The sequence below is a fragment of the Glycomyces rhizosphaerae genome, from assembly GCF_042647865.1.
Taxonomy (GTDB): domain Bacteria; phylum Actinomycetota; class Actinomycetes; order Mycobacteriales; family Micromonosporaceae; genus Glycomyces; species Glycomyces rhizosphaerae.
In genome coordinates this window covers 96,457-118,391 of sequence record NZ_JBHRWO010000020.1, presented here as the reverse complement: position 1 = coordinate 118,391, position 21,935 = coordinate 96,457, and the positions used below count along the sequence as shown (strand labels likewise).

Annotated in this window: 19 protein-coding genes; 7 read left to right on the top strand and 12 right to left on the bottom strand. The window is 70.8% G+C overall.

All coding sequences use genetic code 11. The features are described from left to right. Positions 1 to 164 precede the first annotated feature (164 nt). From ACFO8M_RS19690 to ACFO8M_RS19680, 3 genes are all read left to right on the top strand, one after another. Positions 165 to 665 carry a DUF1269 domain-containing protein gene (locus ACFO8M_RS19690; protein ID WP_387978706.1) on the top strand — a complete coding sequence of 167 codons (501 nt, stop codon included), beginning with the start codon at positions 165 to 167 and terminating at the stop codon, positions 663 to 665. A 90-nt stretch (positions 666 to 755) separates the two neighbouring features. Then, entirely contained in the window at positions 756 to 1,931 is a 1,176-nt protein-coding gene (locus tag ACFO8M_RS19685) for a PP2C family protein-serine/threonine phosphatase (RefSeq protein WP_387978704.1), read from the top strand. A gap of 60 nt (positions 1,932 to 1,991) precedes the next feature. Then, on the top strand, positions 1,992 to 2,960 hold the full coding sequence (locus ACFO8M_RS19680) for a DUF4232 domain-containing protein (protein WP_387978703.1): 969 nt from the start codon (positions 1,992 to 1,994) through the stop codon (positions 2,958 to 2,960). On the opposite strand, the gene ACFO8M_RS19675 is transcribed toward ACFO8M_RS19680, so the two are convergent. The 10 genes from ACFO8M_RS19675 to ACFO8M_RS19630 form a co-directional block, all read right to left on the bottom strand. Then, positions 2,944 to 3,810, bottom strand: coding sequence for an anchored repeat-type ABC transporter permease subunit (locus ACFO8M_RS19675; protein WP_387978701.1), 867 nt, complete (start codon positions 3,808 to 3,810; stop codon positions 2,944 to 2,946). The genes ACFO8M_RS19680 and ACFO8M_RS19675 overlap by 17 nt on opposite strands. Continuing rightward, entirely contained in the window at positions 3,807 to 4,541 is a 735-nt protein-coding gene (locus tag ACFO8M_RS19670; RefSeq protein WP_387978700.1) for an anchored repeat-type ABC transporter ATP-binding subunit, read from the bottom strand. The genes ACFO8M_RS19675 and ACFO8M_RS19670 overlap by 4 nt, the downstream gene beginning before the upstream one ends. After that, positions 4,531 to 5,931, bottom strand: coding sequence for a TIGR03773 family transporter-associated surface protein (locus tag ACFO8M_RS19665; protein WP_387978698.1), 1,401 nt, complete (start codon positions 5,929 to 5,931; stop codon positions 4,531 to 4,533). The genes ACFO8M_RS19670 and ACFO8M_RS19665 overlap by 11 nt, the downstream gene beginning before the upstream one ends. Then, a complete protein-coding gene (locus tag ACFO8M_RS19660; RefSeq protein WP_387978696.1) occupies positions 5,928 to 7,433 on the bottom strand; it encodes an anchored repeat ABC transporter, substrate-binding protein in 1,506 nt (501 codons plus the stop codon). Before ACFO8M_RS19660 ends, ACFO8M_RS19665 begins: the two co-directional genes overlap by 4 nt. Further along, the gene (locus tag ACFO8M_RS19655; RefSeq protein WP_387978695.1) at positions 7,430 to 8,560 is read right to left on the bottom strand and encodes a WxL protein peptidoglycan domain-containing protein; all 1,131 of its coding nucleotides are present in this window, start codon (positions 8,558 to 8,560) and stop codon (positions 7,430 to 7,432) included. Before ACFO8M_RS19655 ends, ACFO8M_RS19660 begins: the two co-directional genes overlap by 4 nt. A gap of 162 nt (positions 8,561 to 8,722) precedes the next feature. Further along, a complete protein-coding gene (locus ACFO8M_RS19650; protein ID WP_387978693.1) occupies positions 8,723 to 9,343 on the bottom strand; it encodes a choice-of-anchor M domain-containing protein in 621 nt (206 codons plus the stop codon). Between the two features lie 4 nt (positions 9,344 to 9,347). Next, positions 9,348 to 9,989, bottom strand: coding sequence for a choice-of-anchor M domain-containing protein (locus ACFO8M_RS19645; protein ID WP_387978691.1), 642 nt, complete (start codon positions 9,987 to 9,989; stop codon positions 9,348 to 9,350). A gap of 24 nt (positions 9,990 to 10,013) precedes the next feature. Next, positions 10,014 to 11,873 (bottom strand): choice-of-anchor M domain-containing protein, encoded by a 1,860-nt coding sequence (locus tag ACFO8M_RS19640; protein WP_387978689.1) that lies wholly within the window; start codon positions 11,871 to 11,873, stop codon positions 10,014 to 10,016. A 306-nt stretch (positions 11,874 to 12,179) separates the two neighbouring features. Continuing rightward, positions 12,180 to 12,935, bottom strand: coding sequence for a hypothetical protein (locus ACFO8M_RS19635; protein ID WP_387978687.1), 756 nt, complete (start codon positions 12,933 to 12,935; stop codon positions 12,180 to 12,182). A gap of 418 nt (positions 12,936 to 13,353) precedes the next feature. Further along, entirely contained in the window at positions 13,354 to 14,877 is a 1,524-nt protein-coding gene (locus tag ACFO8M_RS19630) for an aldehyde dehydrogenase (NADP(+)) (RefSeq protein WP_387978685.1), read from the bottom strand. Positions 14,878 to 15,181: 304 nt separating this feature from the next. Here ACFO8M_RS19630 and ACFO8M_RS19625 point away from each other — a divergent pair, with 304 nt between their 5' ends. Genes ACFO8M_RS19625 through ACFO8M_RS19615 form a run of 3 tightly spaced genes read left to right on the top strand, consistent with a single transcriptional unit; the run spans position 15,182 to position 17,836 of the window. Beyond that, positions 15,182 to 16,078: a dihydrodipicolinate synthase family protein gene (locus tag ACFO8M_RS19625; RefSeq protein ID WP_387978683.1), complete on the top strand. Its 897-nt coding sequence runs from the start codon at positions 15,182 to 15,184 to the stop codon at positions 16,076 to 16,078. 9 nt (positions 16,079 to 16,087) lie between these two features. Next, a complete protein-coding gene (locus ACFO8M_RS19620; protein WP_387978682.1) occupies positions 16,088 to 17,089 on the top strand; it encodes a proline racemase family protein in 1,002 nt (333 codons plus the stop codon). Between the two features lie 54 nt (positions 17,090 to 17,143). Then, positions 17,144 to 17,836, top strand: a complete 693-nt coding sequence (locus ACFO8M_RS19615; protein ID WP_387978680.1) for a GntR family transcriptional regulator — start codon at positions 17,144 to 17,146, stop codon at positions 17,834 to 17,836. Positions 17,837 to 17,901: 65 nt separating this feature from the next. Here the strand turns inward: ACFO8M_RS19615 and ACFO8M_RS19610 are convergent, their stop codons facing one another. Both ACFO8M_RS19610 and ACFO8M_RS19605 read right to left on the bottom strand, forming a co-directional pair. Further along, positions 17,902 to 18,195: a hypothetical protein gene (locus ACFO8M_RS19610; RefSeq protein WP_387978678.1), complete on the bottom strand. Its 294-nt coding sequence runs from the start codon at positions 18,193 to 18,195 to the stop codon at positions 17,902 to 17,904. A 157-nt stretch (positions 18,196 to 18,352) separates the two neighbouring features. Next, a complete protein-coding gene (locus ACFO8M_RS19605) occupies positions 18,353 to 20,284 on the bottom strand; it encodes a glycoside hydrolase family 15 protein (protein WP_387978676.1) in 1,932 nt (643 codons plus the stop codon). Positions 20,285 to 20,452: 168 nt separating this feature from the next. Between ACFO8M_RS19605 and ACFO8M_RS19600 the strand changes: the two genes are divergently transcribed. Next, complete coding sequence (locus tag ACFO8M_RS19600) at positions 20,453 to 21,934, top strand: ABC transporter substrate-binding protein (RefSeq protein ID WP_387978675.1); 1,482 nt, start codon at positions 20,453 to 20,455, stop codon at positions 21,932 to 21,934. Position 21,935: the final 1 nt, after the last annotated feature.

The window sequence follows — 21,935 nt, the reverse complement described above, 5'->3', positions numbered from 1 at the left end:
CCGCGCTCGTCAACTTCGGGTCTCGCCTAGCGGGAACGCCCAGGTCGGCGACGTGGAGGCGCTCCGCGGATCAGGGTTTGGCGGTGATTTCCCGGCGAGCGGGCACGAAGGCCGACACAATCGGGCGAGACGCCGCCGATGGCGGCCCGCAGAGAGGAAGACGCATGAGCAAACTCATCGCCGTGGCCTATCCGGACGTCCCCACCGCCCAGACGGTGCTCACCAAGCTCGCCGACATGCAGAAGCGCGAGCTCATCAAGCTCGACGACGCGGTCGTGGTCGAGCGGCGCGACGACGGGAAGGTCAAACTCCACCAGACGAACTCCCTGGTCGGCCTCAGCGCCACCGGCGGTGCGCTGTGGGGCGGCCTCATCGGCCTGCTGTTCTTCGCGCCGCTGCTCGGCATGGCCGTCGGCGCGGCCGCGGGGGCCGCGGGCGGGGCCATGTCCGACGTCGGCGTGGACGACTCGTTCATGAAGGACCTCGGCAAGCAGCTCAATCCCGGCAGCGCCGCGCTCGTGCTCCTCGTCCGCTCCTTGACCGAGGACAAGGTCATCGACGAACTCGGCGGCAAGTACAAGGGCAAGCTGCTCCAGACCAACCTCTCCTCCGAAGAGGAGGCGCGCCTGCGCGAGCACATCGCCGCTATGGAGGCGCGCATCTGAGGGAGACGGACCGAAAGCGGACGGGAGCGGCCCCCGTCCGCTTTCGCTGTTTCCGGAGCCGCCGTACCCCCGCCCGCTTACGCTCGCACCGTGAGCCGCACCATACGCGCCGCTAGCGAAATGCAGGGCCACCTGCGGTCCTACACCCTGCCCGAAAGCCCTTGGGACCGCATCGCCGTCGGGCATCCCGGGTCGATCCTCTTGCTGCGGCTACTGCCGCTGATCCTCGTTGCCATCACGTTGCCGATCGCGTTCATCAGCCCGGTCATGACCACCTACGCCAACTACGCGCTGGTGCTCCTGCCTGCATTCACCGCCTTCGCCAACGGACCCATCGCGACCGGCGCCGCAACCCTGGTGGCCATCGCGCTCATCAGCGCCGGGGAGTTCGCGCTCGGCTGGCTCCCCCACCCGCAGAGCGCCTGGAGCGACATGTCGGCGGTCATCGTCATCGGCGTGCTGTGCACCGGGCTGGCGTGGTTCAGGAACCGGATCATCTCACGGCTGCTCGACATGACGCTCGTCGCCGAGACCGCGCAGCTGGCCATCATGCCGGAACTGCCCGGGCGCATCGGAGGCATGAAGGTCGCCACCATCTACCGCACTGCAGAAGGCAGCCCGAGCTTGATCGGCGGCGACTTCTTCGACATCCAGGACACCGATTTCGGACTGCGGGCCGTCATCGGCGACGTGCAGGGCCACGACCTGAGCACCGTCAGCCTCACCGAAGGTCTGCTCGGCACCTTCCGCGAACGCGCCCTCGACGACCCCGACCTCGTCACCCTCGTCGCGCACCTGGAGCGGCGGGTCCGGCTCGACAACCGCGACCGCGACGAATGGGGCCAGACCTTCGCGACTGCGGCCGTCCTCGAGGTCAGCCCCGCTCACAACCGCCTCCGAACCGTCCTTTGCGGACATGCGACCCCGCTCGTGGTGCGTTCGTTCGCCTACTCGGTCGGCGGGAAGCCCCTGCCGCCGCTCGGCTTGGCCGACTTCGGCATCCAGGGTCCTGCCCAGGTTCGCGAGATCGAGCTCGCCCCCGGCGACCTCATCGTGCTCTACACCGACGGCCTCGTCGAGGCGCGCAATGCCGCCGGGCAGCAATTCCCGCTCGTCGAGCTGCTCAACGCGCACGCCGCCGCCGGGATCCGCGATCCCTCGAAGCTCCGCGCCCGGCTGCTGTCCGACTTCCTTTCCGGCGGCTACTCCCGCGACGACGACCTCACTTTGATAGCCATCCAGATTCCGGAGGCAACCGCCCCGTAGGGACGAGCGTCTAGCTTGCGGGGCATCGACTCTGTGCCCTCGGAAGCGAAGGAGCCCCTCATGCGACGCACCCGGCCACTGGCCGTGATCGCCGCCGTCCTCGCGATGGCGGCCGCCGGATGCGGTCTCGGCGCCGAGGAGCCCGAAACTAGCGCCGTGGCGACGACTTCCACGGAGTGCGACGAGCACGGCATCCAGCTCTCGCTCACCCCGACCGGCGAGGTCGCCGACCGCACCTTCATGGCCATCGGCCTGGTCAACTGCGGTGAGGCGCCCCTGGTGCTCGACAGCATGCCGCAGGTCGTCGTCTTCGGCGGGAACGTCGTCGCGCCCCGCGACGCCAACGTCCCCGAATCGGTCACCGTCGAGCCCGGGCAGGGCGCGATCGCGCCCCTCTCCTGGGCCGCGGGGACCGGAACCGGTGACGTCCTCGACGTCGACCGGTTCCTCGTCAACGCGCTGCCCGTGTACGCCGGATACGAACTCGCCCTTGCCGAACCGATCCAGCTCGACGCCGACCACGTGCTCGACCTCGGCACCTGGGAGCTCACCGGCGCGTCCGCCGCCGAGCCGGTCGAGCCGGCCGAGACGGCCGAGACGGCTCGACCAACCGAATCGGCCTGCCCCGAGGAGGGCTTTCAGGTCACCGTCTCCGGGATGAACGCCGCCATGGGCATCCGCGCCACCGGCATCGAACTCGTCAACTGCGGCACCGAGAACATCGAGGTCAACGGCTACCCCAACCTCCAGATCCTCGGCGAGAGCGGCCCGATCGCCGTCGAGGTCAAGGAAGGCTCCGACACCCTCCAAGACCCCGGACCCACCCCGATCACCCTCGCCCCCGGCGACTCGGTGAGCGCGGGCCTACTGTGGCGCAACAGGGTCGAATCGGCCGACGAGAACGACGCCGTCAACGCCACCGAGATCAACGTCGGCTATTCGGACGACTCGCCTATGGTGACCGTCACCCCCGAGGCCTCGATCGATCTCGGCACCACCCGCGAACTGGAGGTCACCGCCTGGCGGTGACCGCGGCCGCGCGCCGCCCCGCCCAGCGTGAGACCAGCCCGTGGCGGGGCGCGAACACCCACGCCAGCAGGAAGACCCCGGTGATCACCAGGACGATCAGGCCCCCGGCCGCCAGGTTGTAGTAGAACGACAGGTACAGCCCCGCGACCGCCCCGAACGCCGCCACCGCGCACCCGGCGAGCACCATCGGGCCGAGCCGGTCGGTCACCAGGCGCGCCGCCGCAGCGGGCGTCACCAGCAGCGCCAGCACCAGGATGTTCCCCACCGCCTGCAGCGCGATCACGATCGCCACCGTGACCATCACGTACAGGGCGATGTCGAGCGCGAGCACCGGCAGGCCCGAGGCGCGCGCCGTCTCCCGGTCGAGGCTCACCGCGATCAGCTGGCGGCGCAACAGGAACGTCGCCGCCACCAGCACCGCCCCGACCGTGCCCACCAGGACCACGTCCCCATCGCCGAGCGCCAGGATCTGCCCGAACAGGAACGACGCCAGATCCCCGGTGTACGACTGCTGCGTCGAGACCACCACGATCCCCAGCCCGAACGCCGCCGCCCAGAAGATCCCGATCACCGTGTCCTCCTTCAACCGCCGCGTCTGGCTGATGAGCACGATCGCCAGCGCGGTCGCCACGCCCGCGATCGCACCCGACAGTGCCAGGTTGATGTGCAGCACGAAGCCGATCGCGACGCCGGGGAAGACCGCGTGCGCCACCGCGTCGCCGATGAACGCCATCCCGCGCAGGACCACGAAGGCGCCCACCGCGACGCACACGATCGCTGCCATGACCGCGACCGCGAAGGCCCGCTGCATGAACACGTGCGACCACGGTTCGGCCAGCCACTCGATCATCGCGGTCCCGCCCCGGCCAGCAGCGCCTTCAGCTCACCGGAGGCGGCGACGCCGAACGCCCGCAGCCACAGGTCGGGGTCGGCGAGGGATTCGGGAGGGCCGTCGGCGACCACGGCGCGGTTGAGCAGGCACAGGCGCGAGCAGGTGTCGCGGGCCTGGGCGAGGTCGTGGGTGGTCATGAGGACGGCGGTGCCTTCCTTGGCGAGGCGGGCGAGGAGCCCGGTGAGCAGTTCCTGGGTGGGCACGTCGACGCCGGTGAAGGGCTCGTCGAGGAGCAGCAGCGAGGGTCGGCGCGCGAGGGCGCGGGCGACCAGGACCCTCTGGCGCTGGCCGCCGGACAGCTCCCCCACGGGCCGCGCGGCGAGGTCGGTGAGGCCGACGCGGTCGAGGGCTTCGGCGGTGGCGTCCCGGTCGTCCCTGGTCGGTCCGCGGAGCCAGTGGGTCGCGGTGCGGGCGTTGAGGACCGCTCCGGCGACGGTGATCGGGAAGTCCCAGGTGAACTCGTGCTTCTGCGGCACGTAGCCGGGTCTGCCCGTGCTTCGGCGGATCGTGCCCGCGTCGGGTTTGACGAGGCCGAGCACGGCGCGCAGCAGGGTGGTCTTGCCCGCGCCGTTGGGTCCGATGAGGCCGACGTTCTCGCCGGGGGCGACGGCGAGGTCGACGCCGTCGAGGACGGGCCGGCCGCCGAGGCTCACCGTGAGATCGTGGACGTCGAGGGCGTTATTCGGCATCGGCGGGTCCGTTCGCGTTGCGGCGCTTGCGGGTGGCGAGCATGATGACGACGCCGGCGATCACGGCGATCACCGCCGCGCCGAGGCCCCACAGGAGCCAGCCGGTGCCGGTGGTGGGCAGGAAGCCGCCCTTGTCGTCCTCGTCTTCGGCGGCATCGTCCCGGCCGCCGGTGCCGTCGCCGGTGCACGCCCCGTTCGGGTCGGTCGCATCGCCTACGGCCAGTTGGATCTCCTTGGTATCGGCCACCGTCTCGCCGTCCTCGGTGGTGGCGGTGAACTCGACGGTGAGCCGGTAGACGCCCGCTTCGGAGAAGGTCCAGTTGCCGTGCGCGTGGGTGTTGCGGGGAATCGACACGGTCTGCGGGAGCGCTTCGGAGGAGTCGAAGAGGACTTCGGCGCCTCCGAAGGTGCCGGTCAGGAACAAGGTGACCTCGCCGGGGCCGTCGACCGCGGCGAGGTTCCAGTCGACCGCGCCGGGCACGGTTTCGATCACGCTGGGGTCCTGGGTGTTCCAGCCGGGCCAGATGATGCCGGAGGCCTGGACCTGCGGGAGCATGTAGATCTCCTGGCCGGCCTCGCCGAGGAAGTCGTAGTCGCCCTCGGGGATCGGGAAGAGCGCCGCGTCGGGGACCTGGAGCACGACGTCGTCGAGGTCGCGCCAGACCGATTCGGCGGCGCGGTCGTCGCGCAGCTGCGCGGTCCAGTCGCCGTCGACGAGGCGGGGGCCGATGTCGATGTGGCCGTCGTTGATGATCTCGCAGGCCGCTGTCGCTTGGGCGTTGCCGTTGTCCGGCTGCTGGTTCGTCGCGATCGTCCGGGCTTCGGCGGCGGTGGCCTCCTCGGCGGTGACGCTGTAGGTGGTGGCGACGTTGGCGCCCGTGCTGTTCGCTTCGCCTTCCTCGCGGGCGAGGAGTTCCAGGGTGTACCGGCCGGGCTGGTCGACCGCGAGGACCACGGGAGCGGTGGTGCCCGCCGCCAAGGTGAACGAGTCGCCGTCCTCTGTGGAGGCGAGCGGGGCCGCGGTGCCGGTGCCTTCGAAGGTGTAGAGCCAGGCTTCGCCGGGGCCTTCGGTCTTGTCGAGCGCGAGGGTCAGGTCGGCGTCGGACTCGCTCGCGTCGAGGGTCGGGAAGGTCTGGCCGTCGACGGTCCCGGCCACCCAGACGAGGTCGCCCGCGTCGCCGAGGAACGCGAAGTCCGCGCGGCCGGGCACCAGTGACGGCACTGTAGACAGATCGGAGGGGGCCTCGATCTCCAGACGGGAGCCGGGGGTCGTGAACTCGGCCATCCCTTCGGCGGCCTGGGCGTGCGCGGGCGAGCCTGACAGGCCGACCACTCCGGCCAGGGCCAGCGCGGCGGTCAGGGCCAGGGGCCTCTTCGGATGGTTGATCATCGGTCTCCTCCCAGGCAGCGGCTGAGCTCGGAGGCGTTCTGCCGCATCATGTCGATGTAGGTGGGGGTGTCGTGGGGCAGGGCGTCGCCGTGCAGGGCGCAGACCTGGACGCCCTGGTCCTCCGCGACCTGGCGGAGCACGGAGGCGCGGGCGTGCAGGTTGGGTTCGACGAACACGGCTTGCACTTGGAGGTCGGCGATGGTCTCGGTGAGCTGCTCGACCTGCTTGGCGCTGGGTTCGGCGGCGGGGTTGGGGACGACGAAGCCGGCGACCTGCATGCCGTAGGCGTCGGCGAGATAGCCGAAGGCGTCATGGGTGGTGATGAGCTGGCGGTTCGCCTCGGGGATGGTGCTGATCGCTTCGGCCACTTCGGTATCGAGCGCGTCGAGTTCGGCGAGGTAGGCGTCGCGGTTGGCTTCGTAGGTTTCGCGGCCCTCGGGGTCGACCTGGATGAGGGAGTCGGCGATGACCTGGACGTAGGCCTTGGCGTTGGCCACGTCCTGCCACAGGTGCGGGTCGATCTCGCCGTGGACGTGCTTGCCGAGGACGGCCTGCGGAAGCTGGTAGATGCTCGCGCCCGCTTCACCGAGGAACGCGAACTGCTCCTCGGCGGGGATCTCCTCGATCGCCTTGGTCGGCACGTCGATGACCACTTCGGAGGGGTCGAGCTCGCCGCGTTCGTCGTCGCGGACTAGGAAAGCGCCGGTGTCGAGGTCGGCGGTGAGGTCGGCGTGGCCGTCGTCGAGGATCAATGCCCCGGGCTGGACCTCGCGGGGATTGACGCCGACGGCGTAGGTGAAGGTGGCGGTGCCGACGTCGCGGGTGGCGCCGTCGTCGGTGAGCGTGGCGGCCGTGGTGAGGGTGTAGACGCCTGGTTCGGTGAAGGTCCAGTTGACGTGCGTGTGTGCGTTGGGCGGCAGGGTGATCGCGTCCGCTGCCGAGAGGCCGTCGGCGGTGTTCCAGTAGATCTCGGGTTGGCCGAAGGCGTCGGTGAGGAACATGGCCGCCTGTCCGGGCCCGGTGTAGTCGGTGAGGCGCACGCCGATCTCGGCGGAGCGGGTCGCGGTCTCGCCGCGCACGCCGAAACCGAGCCAGACGGTGTCGAGGCGGATGTTCTCGACGAGCGGGATGAGCTTGGCGCCGTATGGCTCGGCGTTCTCGGCGAGCGAGATGTTCGGGGCGTCTTCGGGGACGTTGGTGTCGAAGAGCTTGATGAGCGGGTGGTCTTCGAGGAGCAGGTGATTGGTGAAGGCGACCTCGGCGCGCGAGACCTTGGCGGCGTCATTCGGACTCGGCTCGTACGAGTGCGGGTCGCCGCCAGGTGGAACGACCGTCTCGACGTGGACGCGGTCGCCGCCGACGACCTCGGTCCAGTCCTTGATCAGCTCGGTGGTGACGGCGACTTGGACGCCGTCACCGCTGCCGCCCGCGCCGGAGCAGCCGGTGAGCAGCAGCGCCGCAGCGGTCGCCATGGCGCTCAAGGTGGTCAGGGGTGTCCTCATGCTTCGGCGCGCTCCTTGGCGGTGTCGTCGGTGGGTCGTGGTTCGTCGTCGGCATCGGAATCGGTTACGGCCGCTTCGGTCTCACCAATTGCTCCGACCGATTCGGGCACCGGAGCGCTGTTTGGCCCGGAGGCGTTGCGCCGCTTGAGCTTGCGGATCTTGATGAGAAGCCAGATGACCGAGGCGAGTGCGGCGACGACGGCGGCCTGCGGCCAGGGCGGCGCCCACAGCGTCTCGATATCGCTGTGCGAGGCGAGTCGTGAAGCGGCGTCGGCCTCGTCGACCGCCTCGGGTCGGACGACGAGTTCCACCTCCAGGCGGGCGAGCGGCCAGACGCCGTCCATTTCGGCGGTGCCCTCGAACCGGTCCCCCGGGAGGATCTGCGGCAGCTCGGCGATCACCACTTCGCGGGGCAGGAGACCCCAGGGTCCGGCGATGCGGGCCACGAGTTCGCCTTGGAGGCGCACGTTCCCGGCGTTCTCCACGGCGTAGTCGAAGGACGTCGTGCCAGGTCGGACCGGGTTCCAGTCGTAGTGGTATGTCACATGTTCCATGTCAGGGGCGAGATTCGGGTCCAGCTCACCCGAGACCCGAAGGTGGACCCTCGCGCCGACGCGGCGCTCCACCAGCATTTCGGTGCCGTTCGCGTCGGTGGCCTCGGTGACGGCCGCGACGATTCCGCCCACGTGGTCGCCCGGCGTGGCATCGGCGGGCACGGTGAGCGCGAACGGCACGTCGAGGCGGGTCTCAGATGGGACGGTGAGGGTCTGCTCGTTGAACCCGATCCAGGAGCCGACGTCGACCGGTTCCTGGTCGGCGGGCAGCAGGTCGAAGGCGCCGGTGTCGGTCGTGTAGGCATCGGAGGCATACAGCCGCAAGGTGATCGGCTCGGTAGAGAAGTTGGAGACGCCCACGAAGTCGATAACCGTCTCGCCGGGGTCCAGCGCGAGGTCGAATGCCGCGCGGCCGTCCGGGCCGTCCTGACCGGACGGGTTCACGCCCCAGGTCGCGGGCGCCTCCTGCGCGGGGTCCTCGGTCTGGGCGGCGGCGGGGGCGGCGGTGAGCAGGACGGCGAGGGCGGTCGCGCCGAACGCGGACGCGATGCGTCCTGCGGAGACTGGTCTCATGGGTGCTCTCGGGAGGTCGTGGCGGGCAAGGTGTCGCAGCGGGAGGGCGGGGCGGCCCCGGACGGTGCCGATGCTCGATTCGCGAGCCTCGTGCAGCGCCGACGCTCGACGTGCAGGCGTCATCGCGTGTTCGGGGCCGCCCCTATCTGGGGAGGGAAGGGCCTATCCGACGTCGAAGGTGTAGGTGACCTGCGGGGAGGTCACCGCGCCGTCGGTGCCGTGGGTGCCGGTGACCTGGAATGTGAGCTGATACGTCCCGGGTTCGGTGAACACCCACGTCGGGTGGTGGTGCGTTTCGGTGATCGCGGTGCCGGAGGCGTTGCAGGCCGAATTCGAGTGGAAGCGCACGACGCCGGTGGTCGCGTCGTAGACCGAGACGTTCCCGCCGGTCGGCGTGACCGCCGAGACGAGTTCGGCCCGCAGGCTGCCGCCGAAGGCGGCCAGGTCGAGGTCCTCGGTGCTCCAGCCCGCCCAGAGGAGACCGGCGGTCTCGGTGCGCGGGACGACCCAGTTCTGGCCGACGTCGAGCTTGCAGGAGACCGCGGCCGTGCGGTTCACCAGGTGTCCGGAATGGACGTCGAAGAGGACGTCGGCGGCTTCGAGCGTGCCGCCGGTCGCGGTGTGGACGTTGATGTCGAGCGCGTTCGCCGTGTCGTCGTAAGCGAAGGCCAGCGCGTCGACGTGCCCGGAGCTGATCGTGGTGGCGGCCTGGGCCTGGCCGGCGAAGGCCAGGGCGAATGCCGCCCCGAGGGCCGCTCCGAGTCTGATCGCGGTCTTGCGCATCGGGTCAGCCCTTCACACAGAAGAAGTAGTCGACCTCGCCGGTCGAGACGGTCTCGCCGGTCGCGGCGAGGACGCCTTCGGCCTCGACGGTGAGCTTGTAGAGGCCGGCCTCGCCGAAGGCCCAGTTCATGTGGCCGTGGCTGCCCGCGGTGGCTTCCCAGGAACCGGCGCCCTGATCGGAGTCGAAGAGGACGTTCGCGTCGCCGAAGTCGTCGACCGTGTAGAGGTCGACGTCGCCCCAGGCGTCGTGGACGGTGATCGTGAGCGTGTCGTCCGCGAAGTCGCCGGGGAGGATCTCCTCGGCGCCCCAGCCCGCGAAGAGCAGGCCTTCGACGTTGGTGTCGGGGAGGATCCAGACGTCGTCGCCCTCCTCGCCGAGGAAGTCGTATCCGGCCGGGATCACGGTCTCGGCCTCGGGGTTGGCGGCGAGCACCACTTCGGACGGGGCGTATTCGACGTCGTTCTCGCCGTCGTGGACGTGGAGGTCGAGCGCGCCGTCCTCATAGGCGAGGCCGAAGACGTCGACGTGGCCCCGGTCGAGGACGGTGATGGAGGAGCCGGTCTCCTGGGCCGCGGCGGGGGCCGCGGTGGCCAGGACCGCGGCGGCGGCCGCTGCGACGGCGGAGTACTTCACGAGGGTTCGCAAGGTGGGGAGTTCCCTTCTGGTGCTTTAAATGGCGGTGAACGTGACGAGCGCGGTGTAGGTACCGGACTCGACGTCGGTGGGCAGGTCCAGGGACAGTTCGGCCTGGAGCACTGCGGTGCCGTTGCCCGCGCCTGAGGCGGCGGACGCGAGCAGTTGCGAGGTGGCGAGGCCGGGGCCGTCGTCCATGAGGCCCTGGACCGCCGGACCGGGGTCGACGTTCTGGTCGGCGCCCTTGCGGGTGAGGCTCGGCAGCCACCCGAGGTGGGCCCCGGAGAACTCGTCGTCGCCGGAGGTGAACGGCGAGACCTGCCCGGTGGCGTTCCAGCCGGGATCGGCCGAGCGCGTGTCGGTCACGGTGACGGGCCGCAGCGCGCCCTCGGTGGTCCAGCGGGTGGCGTCGGCGCTGAGGGTCATGGCCGGGAGGGCGACGGTGCGGTCGGCGGGATCGACGCTGAGGACCAGGCCGCCGGTGTCGGTGTCGAGGGCGGCGGTGATGGTCTGCGTGCCCGAGAGGTCGGGATCCGGGTCAGGATCGGGATCGGGATCGCCGGGGTCGGTGCCTTCGTCGGGCCACTCGCCGACGACGAAGAGGTAGTCCTGCGGCTCGGAGGCCAGCGCGGTCCCGTCGGCCGCTTCGGCTTCGGCCTGCCAGGTGAGGCGGTAGATGCCTGGTTCGGAGAAGAACCAGTTGGCGTGGACGTGGGTGCGGGCGGCGGTGGGGATCGTCTGCGGCAGCGCGCCTTGGGTGTCGACCTTGACCGAGGCGTCGCCGAAGTCGTCGACGTTGAGCATGACGAGTTCGCCGGGTCCGCTGAAGGCGGTGAGCGAGAGGTCGATCGCGTCGCCTTCGAGTTCGCCTTTGGGGATGGCGTTGGTCTCCCAGCCTGCGAACAGAACGCCGTCCTTTTCGGTGTCGGGGAGGAGCCAGCGGGTGTCGCCGGGGTCGCCGACCTGGTCGTAGCCGGGGCCGGCGAACTGCTCCCCCAGGGTGGTCTGGGAGGCGGGGGCGGCGTGGAAGACGACGTCGTCGGGGTCGCGGTAGACGTCGGCGGGGTCGTGGAGGCGGGTGCCGTCCTTGGTCTGGAGGTCGAGGCGGTCGCCGTCGCGGTGGACGGACATGACGTCGGTGTGGCCTTCGTCGAGGACGAGGCGGCCTTCGAGGTCGGATTCGTCGGGTGCTTCGGGGTCGGGGTCGGGGTCGGTGGGGTCGGTGGGCGGCTCATCGGTGAGTTCGCCTACGTGCCAGCGGTATTCGATCTCGCCGGTGGAGACGGGTGTGCCGTCGGCGAGCGTGCCGGTGACCTCCCAGGTGAGCGTGTAGGCGCCGGGGGCGGTGAACGCCCAGTAGGAGTGGACGTGGGAGGGGACGTTCAGGTCGATGGTGTCGGGCAGGCCGTCTCGGGTGGAGAAGTACGGGACCGGTTCGCCGAAGTTCCGGACCGACCAGAGCACCACGTCGCCGGGGCCGGAGACGTCGGTGAGGCCGAGTGAGAGTTCGTCGTTCGCGAACTGGCCCTTGGCGAGCGGTTCGGTGCTCCAGCCGGGCCACAGCAGGTTCGGGTCCTGGGTGAGCGGGAGCATCCACATCGGCTCCCCCGCTTCGCCGATGAAGCTCCACGTGTCGCCAGAGGGGATGGGCTGCTCGGCTTCGGGGAGGACTTGGAGGCGGACGTCGGCGGGGTCGTGGTAGCGGGTGGTGTTGCCGGTGTCGTCCTTGACGCGCAGGTCGAGGTCGTCGCCGTTCATGTAGACCTGCATGGCGTCGACGTGGCCTACGGACAGGACGGTGTCCTGGAGCGGTTCGGCGGCGGCGCTCGCGGGCCAGGCGAGTGGCGCGATGAGGGCCGCGGCGGCGAGCGCGATTCGCGGGCGGAGGGGGGCCATCGGGGTTCCATCTCGGTCGGGGGCGGGGTCTTCGCTAAATGATAACGGAAATCATTATCAATAGCGAGTCCGAAGTGACCGATATCTGGAACGGCGGGGGCGGGGCGGGTGTCGCCGCAGGCGGGGGCCGTCGTCCGAAGTCCAGTGACCTTGAATACCAAGCAGATGCGCATATGAGGATGCGGACATCCGCGCAGGTCGGGCAGGCGGCCCTCGCCCGAGCCCTCGACCGGTCGCGTTCGCGGGCATGGAGACGGCGGCGGTGCTTGCGCGCCGCCGCCGTGAGCGCATCGTGCGAGTGCCGCCCTACTCCGCGCCTTCCTCGTGCCGCGGTTCGAAGTACGAGCGTGAGGCGGCCTCTTCCGGGACGCCCATGGGCAGGTCGACGGTAACCGCTTCGCCGTTCGAGAAGAGGAAGGTGATCTCGACGGTCGAGCCCATGAACACGTCCTCCTTCAGCCCCTCCAGGAGGAGGAAGGAACCGGCGGTGGGCGCCAGGCGCACGTACGAGGCCGGGCCGATCTCGATCTCGAAGTCCCGTTGGCCGACCAGTTCGGCGATGGCCTCTGCACCTTCAGGGGACTCCTGGGCGTCGCCGGTCGGCGAGGCGTCGTCGGCCCCCGGGCTCTCGGACGCTTCGCCGGTGGGCGATTCGGATCCGTCCGCCTCGGGGCTCGGCGACTCGTCCTCTCCGGGGGTGGTTTCGCCCTCTTGGGGCGTCTCCTCCTCCAGGAGTACGATCTCGGACGCCAGCGAGACCGCTTCGGCCGCCGAGCTCGTCACCCCTTCCAGGACCACGGGTTCGGTGCCCTGGTTGTCGATCCAGATCCGCAGCGGAGCCTGCCCGCCTTCGGGGTAGAAGCCCTTCTCGCCGAAGTCGATCTGCATGTCGCGCAGGGCCAGCGCCCCCGCGTCAACGTCGACTCCGGAGATCGCCGTCTGCATCTCGCTGGTCTGGGCTTTCGTTCCCGCCCCGCACCCGGTCAGTGCCAGGCCCGCCGCGGTAAGGGCCACGGCCCAGCGGATCCCGGCCGCCACCGCGCTCGCTTCTCGTCTCTCCACAAGCGCCACCTTAAGGGCGGAAGGGCGCCGCGCCCGGCCGCGACATACCGGGCGTCGCTTGAACGCGGCCTGAGCCACCCCGGGTGCCGCGTGACATATCACATGCGACATACCACCGCTGGAACGGCGGGGAAGACGTTCAGCGGGTCCGGCGTCGGCCACCGCCCGGTGATCCAGGGCGGCCTGGCGATGCAGGTACTGACGATCGCGGTCCAGAACACCGTGCCGACGCACGGCGATCTTCGGACGCTCCCACGGCCCTCGGAGTCTCGGCTCCTGCCCGAGAAACGCAATCCGACCACCACTCGCCATCGACTGCTCGCGGCGCGGCCTCCCGCCCCCCCACGCCGCCAACACGACGCCGGGGGCCACGCCGGGGCTAGCCGCGAAGCGCTTCCGGTATGAGCGACTGAGGAACTCACGCCCCCGCGGCGGGTTCGAGTACGCCGTCGACGCGGCGCTGGACGCCCAGCGGGTTGTCGTCGTGGAGAGCTTCCGGGAGCAGCGGTTCGGGTGTCGACTGGTAGGCGACCGGCCGCACGAACCGCGCGGCCGCACCCGTGCCCACCGAGCTGTAGCGGGCGTTCGTCGTCGCCGGCCACGGGCCGCCGTGGTGCTGGGCATGGGTCACGGCCACACCGGTCGGCCAGCCGTTCACGAGCACGCGCCCCGAACGCTCGGCCAGCAGTGGCAGCGCCGTCTGTGCGATGGGGTCCGTGGAGGTCGCGAGCTGCACGGTGGCGGTGAGTCCGCCCGGCAGCTGCGGCAGCACCCGCTCGAGCTCGGCCGCGTCGGCGTACGTGAGCACCAGCGCGGTCGGGCCGAAACACTCGTGCAGCAGGGCGTCGTCGCCGTCGATCGCGGAAGCCGGGGCCTCGATGAGGCCCGGCGTCACCGCGAAGCCGCCTTCCGCCTCGGATGGTTCGACCGCGAAGCGGGCCTGCGGATGCGAGGCCAGACGGGCCGCCTCGGCCGCATACGCCTCCCGGATGCGGCCGTTGAGCATCGGGTGAACCTGCTTGGCGCGCACCGCCTCCGCCAGCGCCTCGTCGAGGCCGTGGCCCTCCGGCAGGAAGAGCAGGCCCGGCTTGGTGCAGAACTGGCCCGCGCCGAGTGTCATCGACGCTGCGAACTCCTCCACGAGCGCGGGGCCGCGCTGCGCGACGGCCTCGGGCGTGACGACGACGGGGTTGAGGCTGCCGAGTTCGCCGTAGAACGGGATCGGCTCGGGCCGGCCCGCGGCCTCCTCGGCCAGGGCCCGGCCGCCGGCGATCGAACCGGTGAAGGCGCCGGCCTTGATGTTCGGGTCGCGGATCAGGTCGAGACCGGCTTGGAAGCCGCCGACGACGGCGAACACGCGCGGGTCCGCGCCGCGCTTTTCTAGCGCCTCGGTGATGATCGCGCCGAGCAGGACCGCGGTGGCGGGCTGGGACGCGTGAGCCTTCGCCACGACCGGGCACCCGGCCGCCAGCGCGGCGGCGGTGTCGGTCCCGGCGACGCCGAAGGCGAGCGGGAAGTTCGAGGCCGCGTAGACGGCGACGGGGCCGAGCGGGGTGTTCCAGCGGCGCAGGTCCGGGCGGGGCGGCGTCGCCCGCGGGGCGGCGTGGTCGATCACGACGTCGAGGACCGCGCCGGTCTCGGCGTAGGCGGCGTACAGCTCGAACTGGCCGGTGGTGCGGGCGAGTTCGCCGCGGAGTCGGGCCTCGCCGAGGCCTGACTCGGCGTCGGCGAGGGCGATGATCGCGTCCTCGTGCCCGGTGAGAGCGGCGGCGACGGCGCGCATGAGGTCGCCACGATCGTGGGGGCGCATCGCGGCGAGGCCGGGCGCGGCGGCGCGGGCAGCCGCGGCGGCCTGGGCGACCGCTTCGGGAGTGGTCTCGGCGATGGGGTCGCCGAATGCCGCTCCGGTGGTCGGGTTGACACTGCGCAGCGTGTCGGCCATGGATGCGCTCCGTTCGATCGTTGTTGCGGTGGTGCCCGAGGACGCGGTCTCCAGTATGGGAAGGCCCGGAGGCAGGTCTGCGACCGCCTGCGCGGGCCGGGGCGCCGGTGGTTCACGCGCTGGTCGGCGGTTTGTCACTCCCCGTCGAGCGCTCACGCCCTCACACCACCCCCGAACACCAGTATAGTATGTGACATATTACTGAAGCTGATCGGTGAGCGGCCCCGCCGCCGCCCGCCGCTTCCGGGGCCGCCCCAGGCGACAACGGTAGTACCATGTCACACGTCATCGAGATTGGAAACCCATGTCGGCACTCGAATCGCGCCCCTGGCGCGGCGTCCTCGTCGCCACCGCCCTGCCGTTCAACGACGACCACTCGGTCGACTTCGCGGCCTTCGACGAGCACTGCGCCTGGCTGGTGGCGAACGGCTGCGACGGCGTCACCCCCAACGGCTCCCTCGGCGAGTACCAGACCCTCACCGAAGCCGAACGCGCCCAAGTCGTCACCACCGCCGTCGCGGCAGTCGGCGGCGAGCGCGTCATGCCCGGCATCGCCGCGTACGGCGCCGCCGAGGCCCGCCGCTGGGCCGAGCAGGCGCGGGACGCCGGTTGCGGTGCCGTCATGCTCCTGCCGCCCAACGCCTACCGGGCCGACGAGCGCTCCGTGATCGCCCACTACGAGGAGGTCGCCAAGGCCGGCGTGCCGATCGTGGCCTACAACAACCCGATCGACACGAAGGTCGACCTGACCCCCGAGCTGCTGGCGAAGCTCCACGCCGAAGGCCTGATCCAGGCCATCAAGGAGTTCTCCGGCGACGTGCGCCGCGCCTACCGCATCGCCGAGCTCGCCCCCGGGCTCGACCTGCTCGTCGGCGCTGACGACGTGCTGCTCGAACTGGCCGTAGCGGGCGCGGTCGGCTGGGTCTCCGGCTACCCCAACGCCCTGCCGAAGTCCACCGTCGAGCTGTACCGGGCGGCCGTCGCTGGCGACCTCGCGACCGCCCTGCCGCTGTACCGGCAGCTGCACCCGTTGCTGCGCTGGGACTCCAAGGTCGAGTTCGTGCAGGCGATCAAGCTCTCGATGGACATCGTCGGCCGCAAGGGCGGCCACTGCCGCCTCCCCCGCGTGCCGCTCCTGCCCGAGCAGGCCGCCGAGATCCGCACCGCCACCGAGCAGGTCCTCGCGGCCGGGCTCGCTTAGGAGGAACCCATGCGCAGCAGGCTCGTGCTCCACACCGTCGAATCGCACACCGAGGGCATGCCCACGCGGGTCGTCACCGGCGGCGTCGCACCCATCCCCGGGGCGACGATGCTGGAGCGGCGCAACCACTTGCGCGACAAAGACGACCACATCCGCCAGTTCCTGATGAACGAACCGCGGGGCCACGCCGCCATGAGCGGGGCGATCCTCCAGCCGCCGACCCGACCGGACGCCGACTGGGGCGTCCTGTTCATCGAGGTCTCCGGCTACCTGCCGATGTGCGGCCACGGCACGATCGGCGTGGCGACGGTGCTGGTCGAGACGGGCATGGTGCCGGTGACCGAGCCGGTCACCACGGTCCGCCTCGACACCCCCGCGGGCCTGGTCCAGGTCGATGTGAAGGTCGAGGACGGGGTGGCCAAGGCCGTCACGCTCGTGAACGTGCCCGCGTTCTCGGTCGCGCAGGGCCGCACCGTTCAGCTCAAGGACGGCCGCGAAATCCGCTACGACCTGGCGTTCGGCGGGAACTTCTATGCGTTCGTCGACCTCGACGACCTCGGGCTCCCGTTCGACCGGGCGGCGAAGAACGAGCTGATCGCGGCCGGTCTGGACATCATGGCGGCCGTGAACGCCGAGGAGGAGCCGGTCCACCCGCTGGAGCCGTCCATCCGGGGCCTGCACCACGTCTACCTCACCGCCCCCGGCTCCGACGCGAAGCACTCGCGCCACGCCATGGCGATCCACCCGGGATGGTTCGACCGCTCTCCTTGCGGCACCGGCACTTCCGCACGCATGGCTCAGCTCCACGCCCGCGGCGAGCTCGCGCTCGGGCAGGACTTCGTCAACGAGTCGTTCATCGGCTCCCGCTTCACCGGCCGACTCGTCGGCGAGACCGAGGTCGCGGGGCGGCCCGCTGTCATCCCGTCCGTCACCGGCCGGGCCTGGATCACCGGTACCGCCCAGTACACCCTCGACCCCGAAGACCCCTTCCCCAGCGGTTTCATTCTCTGAGCGCTCCCGCATACTGTGACGCGCCACGTGTGACATACCACTGAGGAGGTCCTGATGCCAGCTCGAGCCGGAGCCGCGCCAGCCGTCGCGATGACCCTGCCCGAGATGGGCGGGCGCCGCGCCAGTTACCGGGAGCGCATAGGCGAGGCCCTCCGGGCCGCCGTCATCACCGGGGAGCTCGCCCCGGGCAAGGTCTACTCGGTGCCGGTCCTCGCCGAGCAGTTCGGCGTCTCCGCGACCCCCGTGCGCGAGGCGATGCTCGACCTCGTCAAGGAGGAACTGGTCGAACCCGTGCCCAACAAGGGCTTCCGGGTCAAGGTCGTCTCCGAGGCGCAGCTCGACGAGTACACCAAGCTGCGCGAGCTCATCGAGATCCCCACGACCGTCGCGCTCGCGACGACCGCCGACCCCGCCGACATCGAGGCGCTGCGGCCGCTCGCCCAGGCCATCGTCGACGCCGCCGCCGAAGAAGACCTCATCGCCTACGTCGAGGCCGACATGCGCTTCCACCTGGAGATGCTCGCGCTCTCCGGCAACGCCACGCTCGTCGAGACCGTCCGCAACCTGCGCCAGCGCTCGCGCCTCTACGGCCTGACCGCGCTACTGGAGTTGGGCGAGCTGGAGGAATCGGCCGGGGAGCACCTGGAGATCCTGCACGGCCTCCTCACCCGCGACCCCGAGTACGTGCGGCAGGTGATGGAGCTGCACCTCAGCCACGTCCGCGGGTCGTGGGCCCAGCCTTCCTGAGCCCGGGCGTCAAGACGGCCGTGAGCGGAATGCTCACGGCCGCTTCGCTTGCCACCGCAATCGGTTCAGTGGTCGTCCCAGTGCCCGGCGTGGGCGGCGTGGCGGTGGCCGTCGTGGACGAAGTCCGTGTGGTCGCCGTGGGCGACCGCGACGTGCCCGCAGTCCTTGCCGTGCTGGTGCGCATGGCCCTCGTGGACCAGGTGGCCCTGTGGCTCGCACTCGTCGACGTGGTCGCCGTGGACGCGGTGCAAGTGCCCGTCATGGGCGAAGTCGGTGTGGTCGCCGTGCCGCACTGCGAGGTGTCCGCAGTCCTTGCCGTGCTGGTGCGCGTGCGCGGTGTGTTCCTTGTGCGCGGCCATGTCGCCGCCCTCCTCAATATCGCCGCGAGCCGGCGCGAAGGCGCGGCCCATCGTCACCGTAGCGGCCGCGGTTCCCTCGACTCGGGGCTTTCCGGAATCCGCCTCGACGGGTATGCGACACCGCGAAGCCCGCCGACGAGCAGGTCGCCCGGCCGGGTCAGCCCCGCGCCCGCTCGGCGTCGCGGATCGCGACGGCCGCGTTGATGAGGCCGATGTGGCTGAAGGCCTGCGGGAAGTTGCCGAGCAGCTCCCCGGTCCCGGTGTCGACCTCCTCCGACATGAGCCCGAGGTCGTTCGCGCAGGCCGCGGCCTCTTCGAACACCTCGCGGGCCCGCTCCACGCGGCCGGTCATGGCCAGCGCCTGGGCGAGCCAGAACGTGCAGATCACGAACGCGCCCTCCTCGCCGTCGAGTCCGTCGATCCCATGCTCATACCGGAGCACCAGGCCTCTCGGGTCGACGAGCCTTTCGGCGATGGCATCCACTGTCGACACGACGCGAGGGTCGTCGCCGGGCAGGAAGCCGACTGCGGGCAGCAGGAGGACGGCCGCGTCGAGGTCGTCGCCGTCGAACGCGGCCCCGAAGGCGCCGATCTCGGGCTTCCAGGCGTACGTCTCGATGGCCTCGCGGATGCGGTCGCGCGCGGCAGCCCATCCAGGCGTCAACTTCAGCGGGTTGAAGTCCTCGGGGTCGAGGCCTTCGGAGCTGAATTGATCCCGGCCGAATATGAGAGCGTCGCGTGGTTCGACCTCGACGAGTTCGACGTGCTTGACGGCGCGGTCGAGCGCCACCCAGCACATGAGTTTGGAATACGTGTAGTGGCGGGGGTCGCCGCGCACTTCCCAGATGCCCTGGTCGGGCCGGCCCCACTGGTCGGCGGCCGCGTCGGCGACATCGGTGAGGAAGCGCCGGGCGGTCGCGTCGAGGCGCCGCAGGTGGGGAGCCAGGTGCCAGGCGGCGTCGATGAGTTCGCCGTAGACGTCGAGCTGGGGCTGGAGCCAGGCCGCATTGCCCACTCGCACGGGACGTGAACCGCGCCAACCCGACAGGTGCGTGATCTCCCTTTCGGACAGATCGTGTTCGCCTCCCACGCCGAACATGATCTGGAGCGGGTTCTCGGGGTGGTACTGGGCGGCGGCGCGGGTGATGAATTCGAAGAACTCGATCGCCTCCTCGGTGGAGCCGGCGGCGGCCAGCGCCTGAATCGTGAAGCTGGCGTCGCGGATCCACGCGTAGCGGTAGTCCCAGTTGCGGCTCCCTCCCACGGCTTCGGGCAGCGACGTGGTGGGGGCGGCGACGATGGCACCGGTGGGCTGGTAGCGGAGGGCTTCGAGGACGAGGAACGAGCGGCGTACCAGATGGGGCAGGGGTCCGTCCCAGGTCGGGTGGGCGTCGCTCCAGCGCTGCCAGCCCTGGATGGTCTCTTCGAGCGCGGCGTCGACCGCCTCGGGCTTCCATGTGCCGGGGAGTTCGTCGGCGATTCCGACGGATTGGGTGACGAAGCGGAGTTTCTCGCCCGCGCGGAGGGTGATTCGGGCGGTGGCACCGTCATCGCCGAAGTCGAGGCGGATGGGGGTGGTGAGGACGAAGCGAACGGGTCCGCCGGTGGCGAGGATGCCGCCGGGCAAGGTGGTGAAGATGGGTCTGACCAGGCCGAATTCAGGTCGGGGCCGGAAGGCGAAATCGATTTCGACTTCGCCTGCGGTGCATTCGAGGACGCGGAGGGTGGCCCTGGGGGCGCGGGAGCCGAGCCGGAGTCGCACACCGGTGCCGGCCTCGAAGGAGGGGCCGAGGGCGAGGGCGTCGATGAGGTGGGCGGTGCCGGTGTCGGTGGTGAAGACGGTGCGCAGGACGAAGGTCTCGCCGACGTAGGAACGCTCGTGGTGGAAGGGGCCGGCGGGGCGGATGGACCAGTGGCCGGCTTCGGGGTCGAGGAGGCGGCCGTAGACGGCGGGGCTGTCGAAGCGGGGGCGGCAGAACCAGTCGATGGAGCCGTCGGAGGAGACGAGGGCGGCGCAGCGGCGGTCGGAGAGGAGCGCGTAGTCCGCGATGGGGCGGCCCGTCTCGGGGTTGCCGGTCGTCAAGTCCATGCGCAGACTCCTTGCCTAGGTGCTGGCGGCAGTCTATGGCCGATTGTCCGTTCCCGGTGCCGGTTCTGTGACCGGGGCCAAGTCGCAAGCCTCAGGAAATGAATACGGTTTTCATTTGTATATGGTTCCGGGGCGCACTGTCCGAACCCTCTCCGTTGGAGTCCTCCCTTGCCTGTCTCCCGCCGTTCGCTTCTCGCCGCCGCCTCCGCCGTCCCGGTTCTCGGCCTGGCCGCGTGCTTCTCGGAAGGCTCCGACGGGGCCGGCGCCTCCGGTCGCCTCCGCGTCGCCCACATGCTGCCGCCCCGCTCGGGGCTCTCCCCGTTGACCGACGACGCGTTCAAGCTCTCCCGCTGGGCCACCGCCGAAACCCTCGTCGTGCTCGACGCCGACGGGAACGCGCTGCCGTGGCTCGCCACCGAATGGGTCCAGGACGGTCCTGCCTGGACGTTCACGCTCCGCGAGGACGTGGCCTTCCACGACGGCACCGCCTTCACCGCCGAAGCGGTCGTCAACTCGCTGACCGTGGCCGCGCAGGCCGCGCCGAAGCCGCGCATCCTCGACGGGGTCGAACTCACCGTCACGGCCGATGGGAACACGGTCACCGTCACCACCGGCGAAGCCGATCCGCTGCTCCCCCACCGGCTCTCCTCCCCGCAGCTGTCGATCCTCGCCGCGAAGGCCTACCGCGACGGCATCGTCGACCCCGTGGGCGCGGGCACCGGCGCGTTCGTCCTCACCGCCGTCGACGGCACCGTGTCGGCCACATTGGACCGCAATGACGACTGGTGGGGCGGCGAGGTCCTCGCCGCCGGCATCGACGCGTCGTTCGTCCCCGACGGCACCGCCCGGGCCGGCAAGCTCCGTGCGGGCGAAGCGGACATCGTCGAGTCCATCCCGGTCTCCCAGGCGAGCCTGCTGGAGCCGGACCAGATCACCGAGGTGCCCATGCCGCGCACCTGCACGCTCTACTTGAACTGCTCCGCCGGGCCGTTCAGCGACCCCGCCGTGCGCGCCGCCGCCCGCGAGGCGATCGACGCCGCCTCCATCGTCGACGGCGTCTACGACGGCCGCGCCGACCTCGCCGAAGGCCTGCTCGGCCCGGCGATCCCGTGGGCCGCCGAACGCGCCGGGCGCACCGAGCCCGCTACCGCGGCGCCCGCTACCGGCACCGCGATCACCTTGGGCACCTTCACCGACCGGGCCGAGCTGCCCGAGGTCGCCCAGGTCCTCCAGCAGCAGCTGCAGGACGCCGGGTTCACCGTGGAGCTCGACATCCGCGAGTACGCCAACATCGAGGCCGACGCGCTCGACGGGGCTTTCGACGCGTTCCTGCTCTCGCGCGCCACCGTCCTCGACTCGGGCGACCCGGTCGCGTACATGTACTCCGACTTCGCCTCCGACGGCTCGTTCAACCTCTCCCAGTTCGCCGACGACGGTGTGGACGCGGCCCTCGACACCGCCGCCGCGACCGAGCCCGGAGATGAGCGGCGCACTGCGGTGCTCGCGGCCGAGACCGCGATCCTCAACGCGGACGCGGCGATCCCGCTCTTGCACGAACGGGTCATCCAGGGCGACGCGGCCGGCGTGACCGATTCTCGCAAGGACCCGCGCGAACGCGAGCTCGTCGGTCCCGAGACCCGCCTGGCGTAAC

Bases quoted from the DNA above. Each gene is read 5' to 3' on its own strand.
- ACFO8M_RS19670 (WP_387978700.1), bottom strand. From the start codon at position 4,541: ATGCCGAATAACGCCCTCGACGTCCACGATCTCACGGTGAGCCTCGGC.
- ACFO8M_RS19640 (WP_387978689.1), bottom strand. From the start codon at position 11,873: ATGGCCCCCCTCCGCCCGCGAATCGCGCTCGCCGCCGCGGCCCTCATC.
- ACFO8M_RS19675 (WP_387978701.1), bottom strand. From the start codon at position 3,810: ATGATCGAGTGGCTGGCCGAACCGTGGTCGCACGTGTTCATGCAGCGG.
- ACFO8M_RS19605 (WP_387978676.1), bottom strand. From the start codon at position 20,284: ATGGACTTGACGACCGGCAACCCCGAGACGGGCCGCCCCATCGCGGAC.
- ACFO8M_RS19660 (WP_387978696.1), bottom strand. From the start codon at position 7,433: ATGAGGACACCCCTGACCACCTTGAGCGCCATGGCGACCGCTGCGGCG.
- ACFO8M_RS19620 (WP_387978682.1), top strand. From the start codon at position 16,088: ATGCGCAGCAGGCTCGTGCTCCACACCGTCGAATCGCACACCGAGGGC.
- ACFO8M_RS19650 (WP_387978693.1), bottom strand. From the start codon at position 9,343: ATGCGCAAGACCGCGATCAGACTCGGAGCGGCCCTCGGGGCGGCATTC.
- ACFO8M_RS19665 (WP_387978698.1), bottom strand. From the start codon at position 5,931: ATGATCAACCATCCGAAGAGGCCCCTGGCCCTGACCGCCGCGCTGGCC.
- ACFO8M_RS19625 (WP_387978683.1), top strand. From the start codon at position 15,182: ATGTCGGCACTCGAATCGCGCCCCTGGCGCGGCGTCCTCGTCGCCACC.
- ACFO8M_RS19610 (WP_387978678.1), bottom strand. From the start codon at position 18,195: ATGGCCGCGCACAAGGAACACACCGCGCACGCGCACCAGCACGGCAAG.
- ACFO8M_RS19680 (WP_387978703.1), top strand. From the start codon at position 1,992: ATGCGACGCACCCGGCCACTGGCCGTGATCGCCGCCGTCCTCGCGATG.
- ACFO8M_RS19690 (WP_387978706.1), top strand. From the start codon at position 165: ATGAGCAAACTCATCGCCGTGGCCTATCCGGACGTCCCCACCGCCCAG.
- ACFO8M_RS19655 (WP_387978695.1), bottom strand. From the start codon at position 8,560: ATGAGACCAGTCTCCGCAGGACGCATCGCGTCCGCGTTCGGCGCGACC.
- ACFO8M_RS19615 (WP_387978680.1), top strand. From the start codon at position 17,144: ATGCCAGCTCGAGCCGGAGCCGCGCCAGCCGTCGCGATGACCCTGCCC.
- ACFO8M_RS19630 (WP_387978685.1), bottom strand. From the start codon at position 14,877: ATGGCCGACACGCTGCGCAGTGTCAACCCGACCACCGGAGCGGCATTC.